Source organism: Streptomyces sparsogenes subsp. cuspidosporus, assembly GCF_039532705.1.
In the GTDB taxonomy this organism is placed as follows: Bacteria; Actinomycetota; Actinomycetes; order Streptomycetales; family Streptomycetaceae; genus Streptomyces; species Streptomyces sparsogenes.
The window spans coordinates 304,023-320,573 of record NZ_BAAASD010000003.1; the positions used below are offsets into that span (position 1 = coordinate 304,023).

At 68.1% G+C, this 16,551-nt stretch carries 28 protein-coding genes; 3 read left to right on the forward strand and 25 right to left on the reverse strand.

Annotated elements, in window-relative coordinates:
- Positions 1-8: 8 nt before the first annotated feature.
- From ABFY07_RS05695 to rpsJ, 23 genes are all read right to left on the reverse strand, one after another.
- The gene (locus ABFY07_RS05695; protein WP_346173378.1) at positions 9-665 is read right to left on the reverse strand and encodes an adenylate kinase; all 657 of its coding nucleotides are present in this window, start codon (positions 663-665) and stop codon (positions 9-11) included.
- Positions 665-1,978, reverse strand: a complete 1,314-nt coding sequence (gene secY, locus ABFY07_RS05700; protein WP_065963021.1) for a preprotein translocase subunit SecY — start codon at positions 1,976-1,978, stop codon at positions 665-667. Before secY ends, ABFY07_RS05695 begins: the two co-directional genes overlap by 1 nt.
- Before the next feature lie 205 nt (positions 1,979-2,183).
- A complete protein-coding gene (gene rplO / locus ABFY07_RS05705) occupies positions 2,184-2,639 on the reverse strand; it encodes a 50S ribosomal protein L15 (RefSeq protein ID WP_065963019.1) in 456 nt (151 codons plus the stop codon).
- 1 nt (position 2,640) lies between these two features.
- Entirely contained in the window at positions 2,641-2,823 is a 183-nt protein-coding gene (gene rpmD, locus ABFY07_RS05710) for a 50S ribosomal protein L30 (protein WP_065963017.1), read from the reverse strand.
- A gap of 2 nt (positions 2,824-2,825) precedes the next feature.
- Positions 2,826-3,431, reverse strand: a complete 606-nt coding sequence (rpsE, locus tag ABFY07_RS05715; protein WP_030835127.1) for a 30S ribosomal protein S5 — start codon at positions 3,429-3,431, stop codon at positions 2,826-2,828.
- 46 nt (positions 3,432-3,477) lie between these two features.
- Positions 3,478-3,861, reverse strand: coding sequence for a 50S ribosomal protein L18 (gene rplR / locus ABFY07_RS05720; RefSeq protein ID WP_065963014.1), 384 nt, complete (start codon positions 3,859-3,861; stop codon positions 3,478-3,480).
- Positions 3,862-3,864: 3 nt separating this feature from the next.
- Positions 3,865-4,404 (reverse strand): 50S ribosomal protein L6, encoded by a 540-nt coding sequence (gene rplF / locus ABFY07_RS05725; protein WP_346173379.1) that lies wholly within the window; start codon positions 4,402-4,404, stop codon positions 3,865-3,867.
- Between the two features lie 21 nt (positions 4,405-4,425).
- A complete protein-coding gene (gene rpsH / locus ABFY07_RS05730) occupies positions 4,426-4,824 on the reverse strand; it encodes a 30S ribosomal protein S8 (protein ID WP_065963010.1) in 399 nt (132 codons plus the stop codon).
- A gap of 211 nt (positions 4,825-5,035) precedes the next feature.
- Positions 5,036-5,221 (reverse strand): type Z 30S ribosomal protein S14, encoded by a 186-nt coding sequence (locus tag ABFY07_RS05735; RefSeq protein ID WP_003948630.1) that lies wholly within the window; start codon positions 5,219-5,221, stop codon positions 5,036-5,038.
- Positions 5,222-5,223: 2 nt separating this feature from the next.
- Positions 5,224-5,784, reverse strand: a complete 561-nt coding sequence (gene rplE / locus ABFY07_RS05740; RefSeq protein ID WP_065963009.1) for a 50S ribosomal protein L5 — start codon at positions 5,782-5,784, stop codon at positions 5,224-5,226.
- Entirely contained in the window at positions 5,784-6,107 is a 324-nt protein-coding gene (gene rplX, locus ABFY07_RS05745) for a 50S ribosomal protein L24 (protein ID WP_065963007.1), read from the reverse strand. The genes rplE and rplX overlap by 1 nt, the downstream gene beginning before the upstream one ends.
- 3 nt (positions 6,108-6,110) lie before the next feature.
- Positions 6,111-6,479: a 50S ribosomal protein L14 gene (gene rplN / locus ABFY07_RS05750; RefSeq protein ID WP_003998823.1), complete on the reverse strand. Its 369-nt coding sequence runs from the start codon at positions 6,477-6,479 to the stop codon at positions 6,111-6,113.
- A gap of 95 nt (positions 6,480-6,574) precedes the next feature.
- Positions 6,575-6,859: a 30S ribosomal protein S17 gene (rpsQ, locus tag ABFY07_RS05755; RefSeq protein WP_065963004.1), complete on the reverse strand. Its 285-nt coding sequence runs from the start codon at positions 6,857-6,859 to the stop codon at positions 6,575-6,577.
- A complete protein-coding gene (gene rpmC / locus ABFY07_RS05760; protein WP_065963002.1) occupies positions 6,859-7,083 on the reverse strand; it encodes a 50S ribosomal protein L29 in 225 nt (74 codons plus the stop codon). The genes rpsQ and rpmC overlap by 1 nt, the downstream gene beginning before the upstream one ends.
- Positions 7,083-7,502, reverse strand: a complete 420-nt coding sequence (rplP, locus tag ABFY07_RS05765; RefSeq protein ID WP_065963000.1) for a 50S ribosomal protein L16 — start codon at positions 7,500-7,502, stop codon at positions 7,083-7,085. The genes rpmC and rplP overlap by 1 nt, the downstream gene beginning before the upstream one ends.
- 5 nt (positions 7,503-7,507) lie before the next feature.
- Positions 7,508-8,338 carry a 30S ribosomal protein S3 gene (gene rpsC / locus ABFY07_RS05770; RefSeq protein WP_346173380.1) on the reverse strand — a complete coding sequence of 277 codons (831 nt, stop codon included), beginning with the start codon at positions 8,336-8,338 and terminating at the stop codon, positions 7,508-7,510.
- Positions 8,338-8,685, reverse strand: coding sequence for a 50S ribosomal protein L22 (gene rplV / locus ABFY07_RS05775; RefSeq protein WP_346173381.1), 348 nt, complete (start codon positions 8,683-8,685; stop codon positions 8,338-8,340). Before rplV ends, rpsC begins: the two co-directional genes overlap by 1 nt.
- A gap of 46 nt (positions 8,686-8,731) precedes the next feature.
- Positions 8,732-9,013, reverse strand: a complete 282-nt coding sequence (gene rpsS / locus ABFY07_RS05780) for a 30S ribosomal protein S19 (protein WP_197988959.1) — start codon at positions 9,011-9,013, stop codon at positions 8,732-8,734.
- 12 nt (positions 9,014-9,025) lie between these two features.
- On the reverse strand, positions 9,026-9,862 hold the full coding sequence (gene rplB / locus ABFY07_RS05785; RefSeq protein ID WP_065962996.1) for a 50S ribosomal protein L2: 837 nt from the start codon (positions 9,860-9,862) through the stop codon (positions 9,026-9,028).
- Positions 9,863-9,909: 47 nt separating this feature from the next.
- On the reverse strand, positions 9,910-10,236 hold the full coding sequence (gene rplW, locus ABFY07_RS05790) for a 50S ribosomal protein L23 (RefSeq protein WP_030835099.1): 327 nt from the start codon (positions 10,234-10,236) through the stop codon (positions 9,910-9,912).
- On the reverse strand, positions 10,236-10,889 hold the full coding sequence (gene rplD, locus ABFY07_RS05795) for a 50S ribosomal protein L4 (protein WP_346173382.1): 654 nt from the start codon (positions 10,887-10,889) through the stop codon (positions 10,236-10,238). The genes rplW and rplD overlap by 1 nt, the downstream gene beginning before the upstream one ends.
- A gap of 8 nt (positions 10,890-10,897) precedes the next feature.
- Positions 10,898-11,542 (reverse strand): 50S ribosomal protein L3, encoded by a 645-nt coding sequence (gene rplC, locus ABFY07_RS05800; RefSeq protein WP_065963171.1) that lies wholly within the window; start codon positions 11,540-11,542, stop codon positions 10,898-10,900.
- 13 nt (positions 11,543-11,555) lie between these two features.
- Positions 11,556-11,864, reverse strand: a complete 309-nt coding sequence (gene rpsJ / locus ABFY07_RS05805) for a 30S ribosomal protein S10 (RefSeq protein ID WP_003948644.1) — start codon at positions 11,862-11,864, stop codon at positions 11,556-11,558.
- Between the two features lie 573 nt (positions 11,865-12,437).
- Here rpsJ and ABFY07_RS05810 point away from each other — a divergent pair.
- Positions 12,438-13,199 (forward strand): DUF3152 domain-containing protein, encoded by a 762-nt coding sequence (locus ABFY07_RS05810; RefSeq protein ID WP_346173383.1) that lies wholly within the window; start codon positions 12,438-12,440, stop codon positions 13,197-13,199.
- Positions 13,200-13,202: 3 nt separating this feature from the next.
- On the opposite strand, the gene ABFY07_RS05815 is transcribed toward ABFY07_RS05810, so the two are convergent.
- Positions 13,203-13,790 (reverse strand): Uma2 family endonuclease, encoded by a 588-nt coding sequence (locus ABFY07_RS05815; protein WP_346173384.1) that lies wholly within the window; start codon positions 13,788-13,790, stop codon positions 13,203-13,205.
- 140 nt (positions 13,791-13,930) lie between these two features.
- Here ABFY07_RS05815 and ABFY07_RS05820 point away from each other — a divergent pair, with 140 nt between their 5' ends.
- Positions 13,931-14,755, forward strand: coding sequence for a carbon-nitrogen hydrolase family protein (locus tag ABFY07_RS05820; RefSeq protein ID WP_346173385.1), 825 nt, complete (start codon positions 13,931-13,933; stop codon positions 14,753-14,755).
- Here ABFY07_RS05820 and ABFY07_RS05825 read toward each other — a convergent pair.
- Complete coding sequence (locus ABFY07_RS05825; protein WP_346173386.1) at positions 14,752-15,336, reverse strand: TetR/AcrR family transcriptional regulator; 585 nt, start codon at positions 15,334-15,336, stop codon at positions 14,752-14,754. The genes ABFY07_RS05820 and ABFY07_RS05825 overlap by 4 nt on opposite strands.
- 109 nt (positions 15,337-15,445) lie before the next feature.
- Here ABFY07_RS05825 and ABFY07_RS05830 point away from each other — a divergent pair, with 109 nt between their 5' ends.
- On the forward strand, positions 15,446-16,333 hold the full coding sequence (locus ABFY07_RS05830) for an NAD(P)-dependent oxidoreductase (protein ID WP_346173387.1): 888 nt from the start codon (positions 15,446-15,448) through the stop codon (positions 16,331-16,333).
- Positions 16,334-16,551: the final 218 nt, after the last annotated feature.

Sequence of the window (16,551 nt, forward strand, 5' to 3'; positions counted from 1 at the left end):
CCGCGGCCTCAGGCCGCCTTGGCCGCCAGCGCGTCCATGGCCCGCTGGGTGACCTCGGAGACCTTGCCCAGCGCCGGGATCGTCACGACCTGGCCCTTGGCCTTGTAGTAGTCGATGATCGGCTCCGTCTCGCGGTGGTAGACCTCCAGCCGCTTGCGGACGGTCTCCTCGCTGTCGTCCTCGCGCTGGTACAGCTCGCCGCCGCACTCGTCGCACACGCCTTCGGTCTTCGGCGGGGCGCCGGTGACGTGGAAGACATGGCTGCTGTCGTTGCGGCAGATACGCCGCCCGGCGATCCGCCGGACGACCTCGTCCTCGGGGACCTCCAGGTCCAGCACCGCGTCCAGCGCGATCTGGTTGTCCCGGAGGAACCCGTCCAGCGCCTCGGCCTGCGCCAGATTGCGCGGGAAGCCGTCCAGCAGGAAGCCCTGCGCGGCGTCCGGCTGGCGCATCCGGTCTTCGGCCATGCCGATGGTGACCTCGTCCGGGACCAGCTGCCCGGCCCGCATGAACTCCTGCGCCTGTCGGCCGAGCGGCGTGCCCTGGCTGATGTTCGCGCGGAAGAGGTCGCCCGTGGAGATGTGCGGGATCGACAGGTTCTTGGCGAGGTACGCGGCCTGCGTACCCTTGCCAGCCCCAGGAGGCCCGACGAGGACGATTCGCATCAGCGGAGGAACCCTTCGTAGTGTCGCTGCTGAAGCTGGCTCTCGATCTGCTTCACGGTCTCCAGGCCGACACCCACGATGATCAGGATGCTGGTCCCGCCGAACGGGAAGTTCTGATTCGCCTTGAGCGTCACCAGCGCCACCGTGGGCACCAGGGCGATCAGTCCCAGATAGAGCGAGCCGGGCCACGTAATGCGGTTCAGCACGTAGCTCAGATACTCCGCCGTGGGGCGACCGGCCCGGATGCCCGGGATGAACCCACCATACTTCTTCATGTTGTCGGCAACTTCTTCGGGGTTGAAGGAGATGGCCACGTAGAAGAAGGCGAAGAAGACGATGAGCAGGAAGTAGGTGGTGATGTAGTAGGGGTGGTCGCCCCTGACGAAATTGGTCTCGATCCACTGCGCCCAGCCCGCTTTGGAGTTGCTGAACTGAACGATCAGCGCGGGAATGTAGAGCAGGGACGACGCGAAGATGACGGGAATCACACCCGCCTGGTTGACCTTCATCGGAATGTAGGTCGAGGTACCGCCGTACGAGCGACGGCCGATCATCCGCTTGGCGTACTGCACCGGGATCCGGCGCTGGGCCTGCTCGACGAAGACCACCAGCCCGACCATGACCAGGCCGCACAGGACGACCAGGCCGAACTCCAGCCAGCCCCCCATGATCTTGCCCTGCTGCTTGATCGTCCACATGGCGCTCGGGAAGCCGGCCGCGATCGAGACGAACATCAGGATCGACATGCCGTTGCCGATGCCGCGGTCCGTCACCAGCTCACCGAGCCACATGATCAGCGCGGTGCCCGCGGTCATCGTGATCACCATCACGACCGTGGTGAAGATCGCGTCGTCCCGGACGATCTGGTTGCCGACCGTGCAGGCCTGGAAGAGCTGACCGCTGCGGGCCGTGGCCACCAGGCCGGTCCCCTGGAGGATGGCGAGCGCCACGGTCAGGTAGCGGGTGTACTGTGTGATCTTCGCCTGACCCGACTGACCCTCCTTCTTGAGGGCCTCGAGGCGCGGGATCACCACGGTCAGCAGCTGGAGGATGATGCTCGCCGTGATGTACGGCATGATCCCGAGCGCGAAGATGGTGATCTGCAGCAGCGCGCCGCCGCTGAACATGTTGACCAGGCCGAAGAGCCCCTGTTGGCCCTTGGCCTGATCGATGCAGGTCTGGACGTTGCGGTAGTCGATGCCCGGGATCGGGATGTGTTGCCCGAGCCGGAAGAGCACGATGATGCCCAGCGTGAACAGCAGCTTCTTGCGCAGGTCGGGCGTCTTGAACGCCCGGGCGAACGCGGTGAGCACGGTGCCTCCTGCGCCCCCCGCGTCAGGCGCGAGAGGTGATGGTCTTGGAAATCGACGAATACTTATCAGTCAAGGCCCGCGCGGGCACGGACCGCGCGGAAGGTAACAGCGCACGCCACCTTACCGGCGACCTGGCCCCCCTTGGAACGACCAACCGGGGATGCCCCGTATCTGGGGCATCCCCGGCCAGGTGTGCCACCGAATCTCAGACGAGTTCGGTGACGCTGCCTCCGGCAGCGGTGATCTTCTCCTTGGCGGAGCCGGAGACGGCGTCGACCGTCACCTGGAGCGCCACGGAGACCTCACCGGTGCCCAGCACCTTGACGAGCTGGTTCTTGCGAACCGCGCCCTTGGCGACCAGGTCGGCCACCGTGACCTCGCCACCCTGCGGGTAGAGCGCGGCCAGCTTGTCCAGGTTGACGACCTGGTACTCGGTGCGGAACGGGTTCTTGAAGCCCTTGAGCTTCGGGAGCCGCATGTGGAGGGGCATCTGCCCACCCTCGAAGCGCTCCGGCACCTGGTAGCGGGCCTTGGTGCCCTTGGTACCACGACCAGCGGTCTTACCCTTGGACGCCTCACCACGACCGACACGGGTCTTGGCGGTCTTGGCGCCCGGGGCGGGCCGGAGGTTGTGGACCTTCAGCGGGTTGTTCTCCGCCATGTCAGTCGACCTCCTCGACCGTCACGAGGTGCCGCACGGTGTGGGCCATGCCGCGGAACTCGGGGCGGTCCTCCTTGACAACCGTGTCGCCCAGCTTCTTCAGGCCGAGCGAACGCAGGGTGTCGCGGTGGTTCTGCTTGCTGCCGATGTACGACTTCGTCTGCGTGATCTTCAGGCGGGCCATGCTCACACACCCACCCCGGCACGCGCCCGCAGCAGAGCGGCGGGGGCGACGTCCTCGAGCGGCAGACCGCGGCGGGCGGCGATCTCCTCGGGGCGCTGCAGGCCCTGGAGAGCGGCCACCGTGGCGTGCACGATGTTGATCGGGTTCGACGAGCCGAGCGACTTGCTGAGCACGTCGTGGATGCCCGCGCACTCCAGCACGGCGCGCACCGGGCCACCGGCGATCACACCGGTACCGGGCGAAGCCGGCTTGAGCAGCACGACACCCGCGGCCTCCTCACCCTGGATCGGGTGCGGGATGGTGCCGGCGATCCGGGGGACCTTGAAGAAGTGCTTCTTGGCCTCCTCCACACCCTTGGCGATGGCGGCCGGCACCTCCTTGGCCTTGCCGTAACCGACACCCACGGTGCCGTCACCGTCGCCCACCACGACCAGCGCGGTGAAGCTGAAGCGACGACCACCCTTCACAACCTTGGCGACGCGGTTGATCGCGACAACGCGCTCGACGTAAGCGGTCTTCTCGGCAGCTGCGCCGCCGTCCCGCCGGTCCTTCCGGTCCCGCCGCTCGCCGCCACCGGCGCCGCCACCGCGGCGCTGGGGTCCAGCCATTGGAATTACCTCTCTCGTTTATGTCCGCTGTGCGTAGGGACCTGGGCTAGAACTTCAGCCCGGCCTCGCGGGCGGCGTCCGCCAGAGCGGCGATACGCCCGGCGTACTGGTTGCCACCGCGGTCGAACACGACGGCCTCGACGCCCGCCGCCTTGGCCCGCTCGGCCACCAGGGCGCCGACCTGCTTGGCCTGCGCGCTCTTGTCACCCTCGCCGCCACGGATGGACGCGTCCAGGGTCGACGCCGAGGCCAGCGTGTGGCCCGCGATGTCGTCGATGACCTGCGCCACCATGTGACGGTTGGAGCGCGTCACCACGAGGCGGGGACGCTCCGGGGTACCGGAGATCCGCTTGCGGACGCGGATGTGACGGCGCTTGACGGCGGCAGCCTTACGGGCGTTGCCCTTGGCGATCTTCACACCGTATGCCATGGCTTACTTACCAGCCTTTCCGACCTTGCGGCGGATGACCTCGCCCGCGTACTTCACGCCCTTGGCCTTGTACGGGTCGGGCTTGCGCAGCTTGCGGATGTTCGCGGCGACCTCGCCGACCTTCTGCTTGTCGATGCCCTCGACACTCAGCTTGGTCGGGGACTCCACCTTGAAGGAGATGCCCTCCGGGGCCTCCACCACGATCGGGTGGCTGTAGCCCAGAGAGAACTCCAGGTTGGAGCCCTTGGCCTGGACGCGGTAACCGACACCGCTGATCTCGAGCGCCTTGCTGTAGCCCTGGGTCACGCCGGTGATCATGTTCGCCACCAGCGTGCGGGACAGGCCGTGCAGGGCCTTGTTCTGACGCTCGTCGTTCGGGCGGGTGACAACGAGCGTGTTGTCCTCACCCTTGGCGACCTCGATGGGCGCGGCGACGGTGTGCGAGAGAGAACCCTTGGGGCCCTTCACTGCGACCGTACGGCCATCGATGGTGACGTCCACACCGGCGGGAACCTGGATGGGCAGCCGTCCAATTCGCGACATGGCTCTTCCTCCGTTCCCTGGTTACCAGACGTAGGCGAGGACTTCCCCGCCCACACCCTTCTTGCTGGCCTGCTTGTCGGTGAGGAGCCCGTGCGACGTGGAGATGATCGCCACGCCCAGGCCGCCGAGCACCTTCGGCAGGTTGGTGGACTTTGCGTAGACCCGCAGACCCGGCTTCGAGATCCGCTTGATGCCGGCGATCGAGCGCTCGCGGTTGGGGCCGAACTTCAGCTCGAGGACGAGGTTCTTGCCGACCTCGGCGTCCTCGACCTTCCAGCCGGTGATGTAGCCCTCCTGCTGGAGGATCTCCGCGATGTGCGACTTGATCTTGCTGTGCGGCATGACGACGGAGTCGTGGTACGCCGAGTTCGCGTTTCGCAGACGCGTCAGCATGTCTGCGATCGGATCGGTCATGGTCATGATGGCCTTCGGCCTCTCTCGCCGGGGTTTCCTATCTGCGCCATCCCTCTCACCCGCTCACTGGCGGGCACGGGTGCGGCGCGGGGACCTACGGCGTAGTAAGACGAACGTGGGCAGCGGGTGCCCAACCCCACAAGCCTAAGGGATGTGAGGCGGGCATCCCGCCATCCATTTCCTTACCGAGAGCCCTGGTTCATCCCGCTATGGGGAATTACCAGGAGCTCTTGGTCACGCCCGGCAGCTCGCCACGGTGAGCCATCTCACGGAGGCACACGCGGCACAGGCCGAACTTGCGGTACACGGAGTGGGGCCGGCCGCAGCGCTGGCAGCGGGTGTACCCGCGGACGCCGAACTTCGGCTTGCGGGCGGCCTTAGCGATCAGAGCCTTCTTCGCCACGGTCAGTTCTCCTTGAACGGGAAGCCGAGGTGACGAAGCAGGGCGCGGCCCTCCTCGTCGTTGGACGCCGTGGTCACCACGGTGATGTCCATGCCCCGCACCCGGTCGATCTTGTCCTGGTCGATCTCGTGGAACATGACCTGCTCCGTGAGACCGAAGGTGTAGTTGCCCCGGCCGTCGAACTGCTTGGGCGACAGACCACGGAAGTCGCGGATGCGCGGCAGCGCGAGCGACAGCAGGCGGTCCAGGAACTCCCACATGCGGTCACCGCGGAGGGTGACGTGGGCACCGATCGGCTGGCCCTCGCGCAGCTTGAACTGCGCGATGGACTTACGGGCCTTGGTGACGGCCGGCTTCTGGCCGGTGATCGTGGCGAGGTCGCGGATGGCGCCCTCGATCAGCTTGGAGTCGCGGGCGGCGTCGCCCACACCCATGTTGACCACGATCTTGGTCAGACCCGGGATCTGCATGACGTTCTCGTACGAGAACTGGTCCTTCAGCTTGCCCTGGATCTCTTCGCGGTAGCGCAGCTTGAGGCGCGGTGCAGTGGTGGTGGCAGTCATCAGATGTCCTCACCGGTCCGCTTGGCAACGCGGATCTTGTTGCCCTCGTCGTCGAAGCGGTATCCGACGCGGGTGACGACCTTCTTGCCGTCCTTCTCCACCACGAGCTGCACGTTGCTCACGTGGATCGGGGCCTCGGTCGTCACGATGCCGCCGGTCTTCGAGCCACGAGCGGTCTGGCCGGCCTTGGTGTGCTTCTTGACCCGGTTGACACCCTCGACCAGGACGCGGTCCTCGCGCGGGAAGGCCTGGATGACCTTGCCCTGCTTGCCCTTGTCCTTGCCGGTGATGACCTGAACCAGGTCGCCCTTCTTGATCTTCATCGGTTACAGCACCTCCGGCGCGAGGGAGATGATCTTCATGAACTTCTTCTCGCGCAGCTCACGGCCCACGGGGCCGAAGATACGGGTGCCGCGGGGGTCGCCATCGTTCTTGAGGATGACGGCCGCGTTTTCGTCGAAGCGGATGTACGAGCCGTCCGGGCGGCGGCGCTCCTTGACGGTGCGCACGATGACCGCCTTGACGACGTCACCCTTCTTCACGTTGCCACCGGGGATCGCGTCCTTCACGGTGGCGACGATGACGTCACCGATGCCCGCGTAGCGGCGACCGGAACCACCGAGAACACGGATGCAAAGGATTTCCTTCGCCCCCGTGTTGTCGGCGACGCGCAGTCGCGACTCCTGCTGGATCACGTCTATCTCCTGATCGTCTGCCGGTTCCCGGCAGGGGCCCTGGGGCCCCTGCCGAGCCTGGCGGAACTGGCCTGAGGGCTGCTGCCCTCAGGGGGTTACTTGGCCTTCTCGAGGATCTCGACGACGCGCCAGCGCTTGGTCGCGGACAGCGGCCGGGTCTCCATGAGGAGGACGCGGTCGCCGACACCGGCGGCGTTCTGCTCGTCGTGCGCCTTGAGCTTGTTCGTACGGCGGATGACCTTGCCGTACAGGGCGTGCTTGACGCGGTCCTCGACGGCGACGACGACGGTCTTGTCCATCTTGTCGCTGACGACCAGACCCTCACGGGTCTTGCGGAAGCCGCGCTGCTCGTTCGTTTCAGTCACATTCGTCTCGCTCATCAGGCGCTCTCCACCGTCTCGATGCCCAGCTCGCGCTCGCGCATCAGGGTGTAGATCCGGGCGATGTCCTTGCGGACGGCCTTCAGCCGGCCGTGGTTCTCAAGCTGCCCGGTCGCCGCCTGGAAGCGGAGGTTGAACAGCTCTTCCTTGGCCTCACGGAGCTTGGCAACGAGGTCCTCGTTGTTCAGCTCACGCAGCTCGGACGCCTTGGTACCGGCCGCCATCACGACTCACCTGCCTCGCGCCGCACGATCCGGCACTTCATCGGGAGCTTGTGAGCAGCGCGGGTGAGCGCCTCACGCGCAATCTTCTCGTTCGGGTAGGACAGCTCGAACATCACCCGACCGGGCTTGACGTTCGCGATCCACCACTCCGGCGAGCCCTTACCGGAACCCATGCGGGTCTCGGCCGGCTTCTTCGTCAGCGGACGGTCCGGGTAGATGTTGATCCAGACCTTGCCGCCACGCTTGATGTGGCGGGTCATCGCGATACGCGCGGCCTCGATCTGACGGTTGGTGACGTACGCCGGGGTGACGGCCTGGATGCCGTACTCGCCGAACGCCAGCTCGGTACCGCCCTTGGCCATACCCGACCGCTTCGGGTGGTGCTGCTTGCGGTGCTTGACCCTGCGAGGGATCAGCATGTCGGTCAGGCCTCCGTTCCGGTGCTCTCAGCAGCCGGAGCAGCGGTGGCGGCGGCCTCGGCCTTGGGGGCCTCGGCTGCGGCGTTCTGCTGCTGCGGCTTACGGCCGCGGCCACCGCGCTCGCCACCACGGCGCTGCGGGCGGTCGCTGCCACCGCGCGACGGGCGGTTGCCGGCGCGGGCGGCGGCGTTCTCGGCGCGGACCTCGGCGATGTTCTTGACGTCGCCCTTGTAGATCCACACCTTCACGCCGATGCGGCCGAAGGTGGTCTTGGCCTCGAAGAAGCCGTACTCGACGTTCGCGCGGAGCGTGTGCAGCGGCACCCGGCCCTCGCGGTAGAACTCCGAGCGGGACATCTCGGCGCCGCCGAGACGGCCACCGCACTGGATCTTGATGCCCTTGGCGCCGGCCTTCATCGCGGACTGCATCGACTTGCGCATCGCACGACGGAAGGAGACGCGGGAGGACAGCTGCTCGGCGACGGCCTGGGCCACCAGCTGAGCGTCCACCTCGGGGTTCTTGACCTCGAGGATGTTGAGCTGCACCTGCTTGCCGGTCAGCTTCTCCAGGTCGCCGCGGATGCGGTCGGCCTCGGCGCCGCGGCGGCCGATGACGATGCCCGGCCGGGCGGTGTGGATGTCGACGCGGACGCGGTCACGGGTGCGCTCGATCTCCACCTTGGAGATGCCGGCGCGCTCCATGCCGGACGTCATCATCCGGCGGATGGCGACGTCTTCCTTGACGTAGTCCTTGTACAGCTTGTCGGCGTACCAGCGGGACTTGAAGTCCGTGGTGATGCCGAGCCGGAACCCGTGCGGGTTAACCTTCTGGCCCATTACCGGGTTCCTTCCTTGCTGCTGACGACCACGGTGATGTGGCTGGTCCGCTTGCGGATCCGGTAGGCGCGGCCCTGGGCGCGCGGACGGAACCGCTTCAGGGTCGGGCCCTCGTCGACGTAGGCCTCGGAGATGAAGAGGCTGTCGACGTCGGTGTGGTCGTAGTTGTGCGCGGCGTTGGCGATGGCGCTGTCCAGCACCTTGCCCACCGGCACGCTCGCGGCCTGCGGAGCGAAACGCAGGACCGCCTGAGCCTCCGTGGCATTCATGCCACGGATGAGGTCCACCACGCGGCGGGCCTTCATGGGCGTGACGCGGATGTACCGCGCCTGGGCCCTGGCTTCCATGGTTGTCCCTTCGGTGTCAGTCTTAGTCATTCGCTTGTTCCGCAGATCAGCGACGACGCGACTTGCGGTCGTCCTTCTCGTGGCCGCGGAAGGTGCGGGTCGGCGCGAACTCGCCGAGCTTGTGGCCGACCATCGACTCGGTGACGAACACCGGGACGTGCTTGCGGCCGTCGTGCACCGCGATCGTGTGGCCGAGCATGGCCGGGACGATCATCGAGCGGCGGGACCAGGTCTTGATGACGTTCTTGGTGCCGGCTTCGTTCTGGACATCCACCTTCTTCATGAGGTGGTCGTCGACGAAGGGCCCCTTCTTGAGACTGCGCGGCATCTAAACCCGCTCCTAGCGCTTCTTGTTCGTCTTGCGGCGGCGGACGATGTACTTGTTGCTGGCCTTCTTCGGCGAGCGAGTACGACCCTCCTTCTGACCCCACGGCGAAACCGGGTGGCGACCACCGGAGGTCTTGCCCTCACCACCACCGTGCGGGTGGTCGACCGGGTTCATCACGACACCACGCACGGTCGGGCGGACGCCCTTCCAGCGCATACGGCCGGCCTTGCCCCAGTTGATGTTCGACTGCTCGGCGTTGCCGACCTCGCCGACCGTGGCGCGGCAGCGGATGTCGACCAGGCGGACCTCACCGGACGGCATGCGCAGGTGCGCGAAGGAGCCCTCCTTGGCCAGCAGCTGCACGGAGGCACCCGCGGAGCGGGCGAACTTCGCGCCGCCGCCGGGCCGCAGCTCGATGGCGTGGATCGTGGTACCGACCGGGATGTTGCGCAGCGCCAGGTTGTTGCCCGGCTTGATGTCGGCCCCGGGGCCGTTCTCGACCCGGTCGCCCTGCGACAGGCCGCGCGGCGCGATGATGTAGCGCTTCTCGCCGTCGGCGTAGTGCAGCAGCGCGATGCGCGCGGTGCGGTTGGGGTCGTACTCGATGTGTGCGACCTTCGCCGGGACGCCGTCCTTGTCGTGACGGCGGAAGTCGATCACGCGGTACGCACGCTTGTGACCGCCACCCTGGTGGCGGACCGTGATGCGGCCGGCGTTGTTACGACCACCCTTGCTGTGCAGCGGGCGGACCAGCGACTTCTCCGGCGTGGACCGCGTGATCTCGACGAAGTCGGCGACGCTGGAGCCACGACGGCCCGGGGTCGTCGGCTTGTACTTGCGGATACCCATTTCTCAGTCCTCGGAAGATTCCGGACTTCTGGACGCTCCGATCCCCGTTAGGAGACCGGGCCGCCGAAGATGTCGATTCGGTCGCCCTCGGCGAGGGTCACGATGGCGCGCTTGGTGTCCTTGCGCTTGCCGAAGCCGGTGCGGGTGCGCTTGCGCTTGCCCTGCCGGTTGATCGTGTTGACCCCGGTGACCTTGACCGAGAAGACCGCCTCGACGGCCTGCTTGATCTGGGTCTTGTTCGCGCGCGGGTCGACGATGAACGTGTACTTGTTCTCGTCCAGCAGCGCGTAGCTCTTCTCGGACACGACCGGCTTGACGAGAACGTCGCGGGGGTCCGTGAAGGTCTTGCTGGTGACAGCGGTCGCCTCACTCATCAGGCGGCGCTCCCTTCGGTCTTCTCAGCGGCCTTGGGACCAGCCACGAAGGACTCGAAGGCGGCCTTGGTGAAGACCACGTCGTCGGAGACGAGCACGTCGTACGTGTTCAGCTGGCCCGGCTCCAGGATGTGCACCTGGGGCAGGTTGCGGGCGGACAGCCACGCGGCCTCGTCGCTCCGCTCGGCGACCAGGAGCAGGTTCTTGCGCTCGCTGATCTTGCCGAACAGGCTCTTGGCGGCCTTGGTGGAGATCTCGCCCTCGACCACGCCGGTCACGACGTGGATGCGGCTGTGGCGCGCCCGGTCCGAGAGGGCACCGCGCAGCGCGGCGGCCTTCATCTTCTTCGGGGTGCGCTGGCTGTAGTCGCGCGGCACGGGGCCGTGCACGACGCCACCGCCGGCGAACTGCGGAGCGCGGGTCGAGCCCTGACGGGCGCGGCCGGTGCCCTTCTGGCGGTACGGCTTCTTGCCACCGCCGCGGACCTCGCCACGGGTCTTCGTCTTGTGCGTGCCCTGACGGGCAGCGGCCAGCTGGGCGACGACGACCTGGTGGATCAGCGGAACGCTGACCTGCGCGTCGAAGATCTCCGCGGGGAGCTCGACGGTCCCGGCCTTGTCGCCTGCCGGCGAAAGGATGTCAATGGTGCTCATCGGTTACCTCAGGCCCCCTTGGCCGCGGTACGGACCAGGACGAGGCCGCCGTTCGGACCAGGAACCGCTCCCTTGATCAGGAGCAGACCCTTCTCCGCGTCAACGGCGTGGACGGTCAGGTTCTGGGTGGTGACCCGCTCGTTGCCCATGCGGCCGGCCATGCGCAGGCCCTTGAACACGCGGCCCGGGGTGGCGCAGCCACCGATCGAGCCCGGCGAGCGGTGCTTGCGCTGGGTGCCGTGGCCGGCGCCGAGGCCGCCGAAGCCGTGGCGCTTCATGACACCGGCGGTGCCCTTGCCCTTGCTGGTGCCGGTCACGTCGACCTTCACACCGGACTCGAACACCTCGGCCGTGACCTCCTGGCCGAGCGTGTACTCGGAGGCGTCGGCGGTGCGCAGCTCCACCAGGTGGCGCCGCGGGGTCACGTCGGCCTTGGCGAAGTGGCCCTTGAGGGGCTTGTTCACCTTGCGCGGGTCGATCTCGCCGAAGGCGATCTGGACGGCGTCGTAGCCGTCCGAGTCAGCGGTACGGACCTGGGTGACGACACAGGGGCCGGCCTTGACGACGGTGACCGGGACGACGCGGTTGTTCTCGTCCCACACCTGCGTCATGCCGAGCTTCTCGCCCAGGACGCCCTTGATCTGCTTAGCCATCTCGCGCGTCACCTCAGAGCTTGATCTCGATGTCGACGCCGGCTGGCAGGTCGAGACGCATCAGCGAGTCGACGGTCTTCGGCGTGGGGTCGAGGATGTCGATGAGGCGCTTGTGCGTACGCATCTCGAAGTGCTCGCGCGAGTCCTTGTACTTGTGCGGCGACTTGATGACGCAGTACACGTTCTTCTCTGTGGGCAGCGGCACCGGGCCCGCGACCGACGCACCAGTGCGGGTCACCGTCTCGACGATCTTCTTCGCCGAGGAGTCGATGACCTCGTGGTCGTAGGCCTTGAGCCGGATGCGGATCTTCTGTCCCGCCATGGCTACTTCGTAGTCCTGTCTCTCGTAACGCTCCGGAACCCGGTCGGCTCACGCCCCTCCCCGCCTCACCTCCGACCCACGCGGTCGGGCGTGTCGCGCCCCTTCCGGCAAAACTCCGCAGGAAGATTCCCTTGTGGAAGGGGGTTGTGGGGGAAGAACACCCACCGGGTGCCTGGCCGGGGCCCCGCTGACGCTTCCCGGAAGATTCCCGTACTTCCGCCCCTGATGAGGGGCGACGAGTACTGTGGGACTCGCTTCCGGTCCTCCCGGCGGGAGGCGCGCAGCATCGGCACTCAACCGAGCAACCCGGACAGTCTGCCACACGGGCCCTGCCGGATGCCAATCAGGAAGCGGGGAAGCGTACCCCTTGCGGGGGGTTCTTCAAACTCGCCGCGCTCACGACAGCCGCAGAGCGGCGCGCGACGGTGTGCGGCGATTCAAAGCGGACCGGACAGCGGCACCGGATGTGACCCCGGCCACAGCGGTGCCACGAGCCAACCCCCGCCCCTCCCCCCACGTCTTTCTCCGGGGGAACGAGGGAACGACGACGCATTCACACTCGGGGGCCAAGACATGTCCACACGGTCCGGCACCTCCACCGCACAGCCCCCCGGGCGGACCGCCGGCCGGTCCGGCCCGCCCCCACGGCGGCGCACCCGCCTGCGGACCGTCGTGGTGGCGCTGGCCGCCGGTACGGCCCTGATCGCCGGGCTCGTGTTCGCGGCCCGGACCGTCTTACGCGAGCACGGCGGGGACGGCGACGGCGCGGCCCGCCCGTCGGGCGGCGTCTTCGTCACCGCGAAGTCGTCCGGAGCGGTGATCGGCGAGGGGGGCCGTCCGCGGCGGTTCAAGGTGCAGGTGGAGAAGGGCACCGATGTCGACCCGGAGCGCGCCGCGGCCGAGATCTCCGCGATCCTGGCCGACAGACGCGGCTGGACCCGGGACGGCCGCCACTCCTTCCGGCTGGTGTCCGGCGACCCCTCCGACTTCCAGGTGAAGATCGCCACCCCGGCCACGGTGGACAGGATCTGCGGCGAGGCGGGCCTGGACACCCACGGCGAGGTCAACTGCGACGCGGGCACTCAGATCATGGTCAACCTCAAGCGCTGGAACACCGGCTCCCCGGAGTTCTCCGGCCCCATCGGCGGCTACCGGGCACTGATCATCAACCATGAGGTGGGCCACCGGATCGGTCACGGCCACGAGGGCTGCCCGGGGAAGGGGAAGCGGGCGCCGGTGATGATGCAGCAGATATACGGGCTGAAGGGCTGTGTCGCGAACGAGTGGCCCTACAACGCGAGGGGTCGGTACATCGGGGGTCCGGCGGTGCCGTGACGACTACATGTGATCGATCTCGGTGAGATCGATGTCGATGGTGAAGGGGACGGTCAGCTTCAGCCGCTCGTGGTGGATGCCGGTGATCGCGTAGGACTTGGTCACGGGGTCCAGCTCGTAGGTGTGCACCGTGGGATGCTGCCTCTCCCCCGCCATCTCGACCAGCCAGAAGTGTGGAATACCGGCGGCGGCGTACTTGCGGGGTTTGGCGTCGCGGTCGCGCTCCTCGGAGTCCGGCGAGACGACCTCTACGGCAAGCACCACGTCGGCGGCCTCGTAGCGGGTCTGCTCGCGGCTCCGCACCGCTTCCGCGCGCAGCACCAAGAGGTCCGGTTCCGGGGCGTTACGGGGCCCCAGCACGATGGTCATCTCCCTACGCACCCGGAAGTTGTCCGGGGCGGTCCTGCGCAGTCCGGCTTCCAGCAGATACATCGCCAGAGTGTGGAAATCCCGCTGCGGGCTCACGAAGACCAAGCTCCCGTCGATCAACTCAGTGTGCGGCGGGAGGTCGGGCAGATTGAAGAGATCGTCCACGGTGTAGCCGTCCGGCGGCGGCACGGGCCAGCTGGTGTGTTGCGGTTCGGCGGTCATGATTCCTCCCATGGACGAGATCTTCGACCGTGTACCCACGGTAGCGCCCCCGTGTACGACAAAGCCGCACATGCGGAGGAAACGCATCGCACAAGGTTGACGGCTGACCTACCTGCCTGACACGGATAAGCTCGACGTTCGTGATCACCGCCCCCTGGCCGTCTCACCCACTCCGCGTCGCCGCCGCCCAGGCGTGTCCCGCACCGGGCGATGTCGTCGCCAACGCCGCCACCGCCGCCGCGATGGTGCGGGAGGCCGCCGGGGCGGGCGCGCGGGTCGTGGTCTTTCCGGAGAAGTTCCTCACCGGGTACGAGCCGGAGCTCATCCGCGCGGATCCGGAGCGCTGTGCCGTTCAGGCGGGCGGTGACGCGCGGCTGAGGGCGCTGCGGGAGGCGTGCCGGGACACCGGTGTCGTGGCCGTCGTCGGCGCCGCCGTGCATGACGCCGGTGAGCTGTACGTGTCCGCCTTGGTGATCGACTCCGACGGTAACCGGGCAGCCCGCTACGACAAGCAGATGCTGTTCCGGTCCGAGCGCCACATCTACCGCCCGGGGCGCGCCGGCTGCTCCATCGAGGTCGACGGATGGCGGCTGGGCCTGGGCATCTGCTACGACTCCGGCTTCCCGGAGCACGCGCGCGCCGCCGCGCTCGACGGCTGCCACGCGTATCTGGTCGGCGCCCTGTTCAGCGTGGGCAACGGCCACCACGAGTCCCGCATGTGGTTCCCCGCCCGCGCCTTCGACAACACCATGTACACGGTGCTGGCCAACCACGTCGGCACCACCGGTGGCTGGCACACCTGCGGCGCCAGCGCCGTCTGGGACCCCACCGGCCGCCTCGTCGCCGAGGCGGGCCCCACCGAGCGGGAGTTGCTCGTCGCGGACCTCGACCCCGAGCACCTGCGCCGCGCCCGCGAGGCGCACACCATGCTCGCCGACCTGGCCGGCTCGGCCATGCCCCGCTAGCGGGACAGCGGGACGCCGTACGAGCGCACCAGGCGGGCCAGTTGCCGCCCCGCCGCCAGCAGGGGTTCCTCGCTGCGGACGACCTGCGCCGTGACTTCCGCGCCCTCCAGGGCCCCGACGATCGTGGTCGCCAGCTCCCGCGCGTCCTGGGCCTGGAAGCCGCAGCGCAGCAGCTTGTCCACGACCAGCCGCTCCCAGCCGCGCAGCGCGTCCGCGCACGCCCGCTGGATCTCCGACTCGGTGCCGAGCGTCTCCAGGGCCGCCGCCGTGACGGGGCATCCATCGATCCAGCCCGACTCGCGCAGCTCCGTGGCGAGCCGCCGGGCGCAGGCCTCGATCGCCTCCGCCGGGTCCTCCGCGCTGTCCAGCGCCTCCCCGAGCAGCGTGGCGAACTCCCGGTCGCTGTGGGCGATCGCCGCGACGGCCACGGCCTCCTTGCCGCCGGGGAAGAAGTGGTAGACGGAGCCGAGGGTGGCCTGCGCCTCCTTGGCGATCTGCTTGATCCCCGTGCCGACGTAGCCCTGCCGCTGCAGGAGGCGTGCCGCCGCGATGACGATCCGGTCCCGGGTGCTGGTCTGCATGCGATCACCGTACCGGGCGACTGAGTAGAGCGTTCGTTCTAGGGCATGATACGTTGCCGCCCATCCTCTGAGTAGAACGTTCTTTTTAGTGAGAGATCGAGGTCTCGGCATGAGCAGTGACAACCAGCGGAAGTCGGTCACCGTCATCGGACTCGGCCCGATGGGCCAGGCGATGACCACGGCCTTCCTGGACCGGGGGTACGAGGTCACCCTCTGGAACCGCACCCCCTCCCGCGCGGACGCCCTGGTGGCGCGGGGCGCGACGCTCGCGCCGAGCGTCGCGGAGGCGCTCGCGGCGGGCCAGATGGTGATCCTCAGCCTCACCGACTACGCGGCCATGTACGACGTGCTCGGACCGGCGGAGACCGCGCTGACCGGCCGCGTCCTGGTCAACCTCAGCTCCGACACCCCCGAGCGGGCCCGCGCCGCCGCCCGCTGGGCGGCCGACCGGGGCGCCGTCCACCTCACCGGCGGCATCACCGTGCCGCCGTCCGGCGTCGGGCAGCCCGAATCGCTCACCTTCTACAGCGGCCCGCGCGAGGCGTTCGAGGAGCATCGGAACGCACTGGAAGTCGTGACCGGCCGCACCGACTACCGGGGCGAGGACCCGGGACTGGCCGCGCTCTTCTACCAGCTCGGCATGGTCATGTTCTGGACCTCGATGCTCAGCTACTGGCAGGCGATCGTCCTCGCCCAGGCCAACGGCCTGGCGGCGGCCGACATCCTGCAGCACGCCACGGACACGGCGAACTCGCTCCCCGGCTTCTTCGCCTTCTACGCCGAGCGCATCGACGCGGGCCACCACGCCGGCGACGTGGACCGGCTGGCGATGGGCATGGCCAGCGTCGACCACGTCCTGCACACCAACGCGGACTCGGGCGTCGACACCACCCTCCCGGCCGCCGTCGCGGACCTCTTCCGCCGCGGCATGGACGCGGGCCACGCGGCGGACAGCTTCTCCAGCCTGCTGGAGGTCATGCGGAAGGCCGAGGCGTAGCGCTCCGCCACCCCAGACAGGAAGCCCTGGCCCCGCCGGGGCTTCCCGCTCGCTCCCCCGTGAGAGCCTGCGCCCGGTGATCCGCTCCCGCCCCGCCGTCACCGTGGCCCGGAAACATGGCCTCCGGTGTCCCGTGCGCCCCGGCCTCGGGCGGTCAAAGACAAAGAACCGCTGGAAAGAACCCACCCAACCCAACCAAACCTCACCCCCGTCACCCG